Origin of the sequence: Pseudomonas sp. QD4, assembly GCF_049199125.1 — a bacterium.
Classification (GTDB): domain Bacteria; phylum Pseudomonadota; class Gammaproteobacteria; order Pseudomonadales; family Pseudomonadaceae; genus Aquipseudomonas.
Genome location: NZ_JBLZOM010000001.1, coordinates 1,367,497 through 1,373,797 on the forward strand (window position 1 = coordinate 1,367,497; position 6,301 = coordinate 1,373,797).

A 6,301-nucleotide genomic window follows, 5' to 3' on the forward strand; every position below is an offset into this window, starting at 1 on the left:
AGCGTCCGAACGCGGCCCGAGCCTGCGGCAGCGGCTACAGCGGGCACAAAAAAACCGCTTGCCTGGGGTAGGCAAGCGGTTGCGGTCCGACGCTTACTTGGCGGTCAGCGCGGTGTAGCTGTTCATCAGGTTGCGGTAGTTGGGGATGCGCTGGGACAGCAGGTTGCCCAGGCCTTCGATGTCGTTGCGCCAGTCGCGGTGCAGTTCGCAGGCCACCGAGAACCAGTTCATCATCTGCGCGCCGGCCGCGGTCATGCGCGCCCAGGACGCCTGCTGCACGGTTTCGTTGAAGGTGCCGGACGCATCGGTCACCACGAACACATCAAAACCTTCCGCCAGCGCCGACAAGGTCGGGAACGCCACGCAGACGTCCGTCACCACCCCGGCGATGATCAGTTGCTTGCGCCCGGTGGCCTTGATCGCCTTGACGAAGTCTTCGTTGTCCCAGGCATTGATCTGGCCAGGGCGCGGAATGTATGGCGCGTCCGGGAACATCTCTTTGAGCTCGGGCACGATCGGGCCGTTGGGGCCCTGCTCGAAGCTGGTGGTGAGGATGGTCGGCAGCTTGAAGAACTTGGCCAGGTCCGCCAGGGCCAGCACGTTGTTCTTGAATTCGTTGGGCGAGAAATCCTGCACCAGCGAGATCAGGCCGGTCTGGTGATCGACCAACAGCACCACTGCTTCATCTTTGTTCAAGCGTTTGTAAGTCATGGGTAACTCCTTTGGGGGTGCTTGGGTTCGGGGAATAGCGGATTCAAAAGGCAAAGCACGAGCAGCCGAACGCGCCCCAGAAACCCTGGAAGTCGCTGACCGGCACATTGGAAAGGCGCGCCCGCTCATGGCTGTGGGCATGCACGCCGCACGGGCCGCTGCACTGGTGCACCTGAGCCTGCAACGGTGAGGTCGGGCGCCAGTGGCCCGGGACCTTGACCACCGGCGACCAGTCCGGCAGCACCGGCACGCGGGTCGGCGCCAGGTCCTCGAAGTCACCGGCGCCGTACACCACCTTGCCGCCGACCACGGTCAGCACCGACTCGATCCACTTGATGGCCTCTTCGTCGACGCTGAAAAAGTCCGCCGACAGCGCTGCCACGTCCGCCAGTTGGCCGACCTTGATCTGGCCTTTCTTGCCCTGCTCCGAGGAGAACCAGGCGCTGCCGTGGGTGAACAGTTCCAGGGCAGTCAGGCGTGGCAGGCCCTCGGCGTGCAGCTCCAGGCCGCCGACGGTGCGCCCGCTGACCATCCAGTACAGCGAGGTCCAGGGGTTGTAGCTGGAGACCCGGGTGGCGTCGGTGCCCGCACCCACCGGCACGCCTTCGGCCAGCATGCGCTTGATCGGCGGCGTGGCCTCGGCGGCCTTGGCCCCGTAGCGCTCGACGAAGTATTCGCCCTGGAACGCCATGCGGTCCTGGATCGCAATGCCGCCGCCCAGGGCCCGCACGCGCTCGATGTTGTTCGGGGTGATGGTCTCGGCATGGTCGAAAAACCAGGGCAGGCCGTTGAACGGGATGTCGCGATTGACCTTCTCGAACACGTCGAGCATGCGCGAGATCGATTCGTCATAGGTGGCGTGCAGGCGGAACGGCCAGCGCTGCTCCACCAGATGGCGCACCACCGGCTCCAGCTCCTGTTCCATGGTCAGCGGCAGGTCGGGGCGGGGTTCGAGGAAGTCTTCGAAATCCGCCGCCGAAAACACCAGCATCTCGCCGGCGCCGTTGTGCCGCAGGTAGTCGTCGCCCTGGTGCAGGGTGACGCTGCCGGTCCAGTTCTTGAAGTCGCTGAGTTCTTCCTTGGGCTTCTGGGTGAACAGGTTGTAGGCGATGCGCACCGTCAGTTGCTGGTCCTTGGCCAACTGCTCGATCACCGCGTAGTCGTCGGGGTAGTTCTGGAAACCGCCACCGGCGTCGATGGCGCTGGTCAGGCCCAGGCGGTTGAGCTCGCGCATGAATTGCCGGGTCGAGTTGACCTGGTACTCCAGGGGCAGCTTGGGCCCCTTGGCCAGGGTCGAATACAGGATCATCGCGTTGGGCCGCGCCACCAGCATGCCGGTGGGATTGCCGTTGCTATCGCGCACGATCTCGCCGCCGGGCGGGTTCGGCGTGTCTTTGGTGTAGCCCGCGACGCGCAGGGCGGCGCGGTTGAGCAAGGCCCGGTCATACAGGTGCAGGACGAACACCGGGGTGTCGGGGGCGGCCTGGTTCAGTTCTTCCAGGGTCGGCATGCGTTTTTCGGCGAACTGGAATTCGTTCCAGCCGCCGACCACCCGCACCCACTGCGGGGTCGGCGTGCGGTCGGCCTGATCCTTGAGCATGCGCAAGGCATCGGCCAGGGACGGCACGCCTTCCCAGCGCAGCTCCAGGTTGTAGTTGAGGCCGCCGCGAATCAGGTGCAGGTGCGAGTCGTTGAGCCCGGGGATGACCGTGCGGCCCTTGAGGTCGATGACCTGGGTGCCACTGCCGCGCAGGGCCATGGCCTGGGCGTCGGTGCCCACGGCGACAAAGCGCCCCTGGCTGATGGCGACGGCACTGGCCCGGGGATTTTCGCGGTCCACGGTATGGAATTGGCCATTGAACAGAATCAGATCGGCGTTCATCGGGTTTCCTTGTAAAGGTGATGAGGCAAAAGACAGCCGTGGCCAGAAAGCCGCCGCGGCGCTGAGCAACGAGCCGGCCGCCAGTAGCTGGCGCCGCCGTGGATCGCTCGGGTCATCCTTGCTGGCCATGCTCGGGCTCCAGGTGTTCATGGGCGCTGGAAGCCTGCAGCCAGGGCGCGAACAGCCGGGTGGCGGCCGGCATCAACAGGTAGACCACCAGCAACACGATAGTCAGGGTCACCACAAAGGTGCTGACCAGGTAATTGGAAAGCCAGGGATGCAGGCGCAGCACCGGGCCCCAGAGCAGCGGGATCAGCAGGGTCAGCGGCAGGATCACGCACAGGGTCACCACCGCCTGCTTCCAGCGCGGCGGCGGTGTCGCGGCGTCGGCCAGGGGGGCGAACCAGAATTCATTGAGCGCGGCGACCTCGGTCTGGTCGCCATCGGCCAGCATCGGTGCGGCCTGGTTGATCAGTGCCAGGCGTTGCGGCGAGTCGAGCCAGCGCTGCATGGCTTCGGTCGAGCAAAAGCGCAGCACGCAGGTGAAGTGCGCCAGCCCGCCCAGCCGGCCGCGAACCACATCCACCCCCAAATGCCCCGGCCATTGCCCGGCCACCCGCACAATGCCGCGCAGCCAGGCTTCGTAGTCCGCCTCGTGGCCGGCCTTGATCCGGTGCTTGACCACCAGGGTCACGACTTCATCCAGGCCCGGCCGCGGCTGGGGCATAGAGGGTTCGGCAATTTGCTCAGACATGGCGCAGTACTCCACTGAAACGTGAATTGAGCGCCAGACGCCCGGGGCCGGCGATCAGCACGCTGGTAAACAGGATCAGCAACAGCCAGGCGAACTGGCCCTGTTCCAGGCTCCAATCCGGGTGCACCAGCAGCAGCGCCACCGCCAACAGCAGCAACACCGGCAGGCAGGCCAGGCGCACCAGGACACCGGCCACGATCAACAGCGGGCACAGCACTTCGGCGAAAATCGCCAGGGACAGGGTCAGGTCGGCGCCGAGGTGGAACGGATCCTCGATGCGCGACAATTCGGCGCTGTAGTGCAGCCACTTGGGCAAGCCGTGGACCCACAGCAGAAACAGCGCGGCACTGACCCGCAGGAACAACAGGCCAAAGTCCTGGGCCCGCGCCTCACCGGTTGAGCGCGTCATTGCTCGAACACCATTGGATACCCCTCCCCGGGCCGCGTTGTTTGATCGAGCGCCCAGTGTGCGACCCGTTGCCGCAGAAAAATTGCATGTACGTGCTCTCTTTCCGAGGGCTGAATCAGCAAGGATGACCTCGCCCTCCGTAGCCGCTGCCGAGGCACGAGGCTGCGCTGGCCGCAACAAGCACCGTGAAAGGTCAGGTGTAGTGAGGCGGTCTTGAGGGCCAGCGTCCGAACGCGGCCGGAACCTGGTGGCAGCGGCTACAGGCACCTGCATCGGGGTGGGTCGGTGAACAGGCGCTGGGTTTCAGGCCATGGGGTGGGACATGTGCTCGGCGATGCGCGAGCGCAGCCAGCGTTCGGCGGGGTCGTTGTCGTGGACGCCGCTCCAGACCATGGACAGTTCGGCGGCAGCGATCGGCAGCGGCGGATCTTCCGCGCGCAGGGCACTGCCTTCGGTCAGGGCGCAGGCGGCGTAATCGGGCACGGTGGCGAGCATTTCGGTGCCGGCCAGCAGCGCCCGCAGGCCGCTGAACTGCGGCACTGCCAGCACCACCCGGCGTGCACGTCCGACCCGCGCCAGATCAAGGTCGATATTGCCGCTCAGGTCACCGGAGAACGAGACCATGGCATGGGGCCGTTCACAGTAGTCGTCCAGCGTCAGGGGCTCGGGGCGGTTGTCGCCGCGCAAGACCTTGCACGGAATATCCCGCAGCTTCTTGCGCTTGGCATTGGCCGGCAGGTCGGTGGTGTAGCTGACCCCCACCGAAATCTCGCCACTGGCCAGCAACGACGACATCAGCAGGTAGTTGGCGCGGCGTACCACCACGACGATCCCCGGGGCCTCTTCGCGCAGTTGGCTGAGCAAAGGTGGAAACAGGCCGAACTCGGCGTCATCCGACAAACCGATGCGAAACACCGCGCAGCTGCTGGACGGGTCGAACGCCTTGGCTCGGCTGACCGCGCCGGAAATGGTGTCCATCGCCGGTTGCAGCTCCTGCAGAATCGCCAGCGCCCGGGCGGTGGGTTCCATGCCCCGGCCGTTGCGCAACAGCAATGGATCATCGAACAGATCGCGCAAGCGGCTCAGGGCAGCGCTTACCGCCGGCTGGCCCATAAACAGCTTTTCCGCCACCCGGGTCAGGTTCTTCTCGAACATCAGGGCTTCGAAAATCACCAGCAGGTTCATGTCGACGCGGCGCAGGTCATTTCGGTTCATAAATCGGTCCGGGCACAGGAGGGCAAACCCGCACCTGAACACAGCGCAGCGGTTTTGCCTTGGACGCCTGTGCTGTGTTGTGCCCGCCGTCATCCGTTGAGCGCGACCCGCACCGGCCCCTCGACACCGCAGCGCACCAGCATGCTGCGCTCCTGGAAGGCGACCCCGGCGTTGTGCGCATCGACTTGCGCCTCCGAGGCGCCCTCCTCGCGATTGCGGCTCAGCACCTGATACGCCCCGCCACCACACACCGCCACGGCCTCGCTGCGGCACCCGGCCCAACTGCCGAACACACCGTGGCATTCGATCTGCCGGGCCTGGCTGTTATCCATCAGTAACGCCGGCCGGGAACTGGCGCAGCCCGCCAGCACGGCTAGCATCAGGAGGGCGCCAGTGATTGCAGCGCAACGCAGGGATAAAGGGTGGCGAGACATGGCGAGAAGCTCCGGGACAGTGAATGGCGCCATTGTGGGCAGCCTCCCGGCGCCGCAGAAATCACTGCTCTCGATAGCCACCATGGCCAGTAACGGATAGCCCGCGCCAACCCTGAAATTAACAACGTTTAACTCGTCAGCCCGCGCCCCGGGGCGAAAAATACCCAGGTCTACCCCGGTTTTTTTTCCACCGCACCGGGAACGTGTTTTCGAGCAAGGCGACCGACCCGGCATGTGCGTTCCCATCGACCACGGATACTTGTCATGGCCCGACTTGAGCAACCTGCCTTGTGCTTCGACAATGGCCAGCCGAACAGCCCAAGGCCCGCCACCGGAGGCCTGTGCGCGCGGCGCGAGCGCCTGATCAAGCAACTGATCCTGGCCAACCTGGCGCAAAGCCTGGAAGTGAGCGAGCTGGCCCGCGCCTGCGCGCTGTCACGCAGCCATTTCTCCCGCGCCTTCAAATGCAGCACCGGCCTTTCGCCCCAGGAATGGATCCGCCAGCAGCGCATCGCCCGGGCCAAGGAACTGATCACCCGCTCCACCCTCAACCTGACCCAGATCAGCCAGGAATGCGGCTTCTGCGATCAGGCCCACTTCTGCCATATGTTCACCCGCAGCGAAGGGGTCAACCCCATGACCTGGCGCAGCCACCAACTGCGGCTCGCCGCGACGCGCAACGCCCTGCCAGGTTTCAGCGAGGGCTCTTCAACCATGGCTTGCGGGCGCGCTTCGGCAGCACGCACCTGAGCCAGTAACCCGGCCGAGGGGGGGGGGGGGGGGGGCGCCGGGCCGGGGGCCGGGCGGAGCCGGCCCCGAACCGCGGGGAGACGCGGCGCTGGGGGGGGGGGGGGGGCCGCGGGGGGCGCCCCGGCGCCGCGCGCCGGGCGGGCCGG

Annotated in this window: 7 protein-coding genes; 1 reads left to right on the forward strand and 6 read right to left on the reverse strand. The window is 66.0% G+C overall.

Going from position 1 to position 6,301, the window contains the following annotated elements:
- Positions 1-93: 93 nt before the first annotated feature.
- From ycaC to ACOZJV_RS05860, 6 genes are all read right to left on the reverse strand, one after another.
- Positions 94-711: an isochorismate family cysteine hydrolase YcaC gene (gene ycaC / locus ACOZJV_RS05835; RefSeq protein WP_078471399.1), complete on the reverse strand. Its 618-nt coding sequence runs from the start codon at positions 709-711 to the stop codon at positions 94-96.
- Positions 712-754: 43 nt separating this feature from the next.
- Positions 755-2,593 carry an amidohydrolase gene (locus tag ACOZJV_RS05840; RefSeq protein WP_078471400.1) on the reverse strand — a complete coding sequence of 613 codons (1,839 nt, stop codon included), beginning with the start codon at positions 2,591-2,593 and terminating at the stop codon, positions 755-757.
- 112 nt (positions 2,594-2,705) lie between these two features.
- Complete coding sequence (locus ACOZJV_RS05845; RefSeq protein ID WP_201130667.1) at positions 2,706-3,347, reverse strand: antibiotic biosynthesis monooxygenase; 642 nt, start codon at positions 3,345-3,347, stop codon at positions 2,706-2,708.
- On the reverse strand, positions 3,340-3,756 hold the full coding sequence (locus ACOZJV_RS05850; RefSeq protein ID WP_201130666.1) for a DoxX family protein: 417 nt from the start codon (positions 3,754-3,756) through the stop codon (positions 3,340-3,342). The genes ACOZJV_RS05845 and ACOZJV_RS05850 overlap by 8 nt, the downstream gene beginning before the upstream one ends.
- A 303-nt stretch (positions 3,757-4,059) precedes the next feature.
- Positions 4,060-4,971 carry a LysR substrate-binding domain-containing protein gene (locus tag ACOZJV_RS05855; protein WP_421547070.1) on the reverse strand — a complete coding sequence of 304 codons (912 nt, stop codon included), beginning with the start codon at positions 4,969-4,971 and terminating at the stop codon, positions 4,060-4,062.
- Between the two features lie 89 nt (positions 4,972-5,060).
- On the reverse strand, positions 5,061-5,405 hold the full coding sequence (locus ACOZJV_RS05860) for a hypothetical protein (protein ID WP_201130664.1): 345 nt from the start codon (positions 5,403-5,405) through the stop codon (positions 5,061-5,063).
- A gap of 264 nt (positions 5,406-5,669) precedes the next feature.
- Here ACOZJV_RS05860 and ACOZJV_RS05865 point away from each other — a divergent pair, with 264 nt between their 5' ends.
- Entirely contained in the window at positions 5,670-6,155 is a 486-nt protein-coding gene (locus tag ACOZJV_RS05865; RefSeq protein ID WP_421547071.1) for a helix-turn-helix domain-containing protein, read from the forward strand.
- Positions 6,156-6,301: the final 146 nt, after the last annotated feature.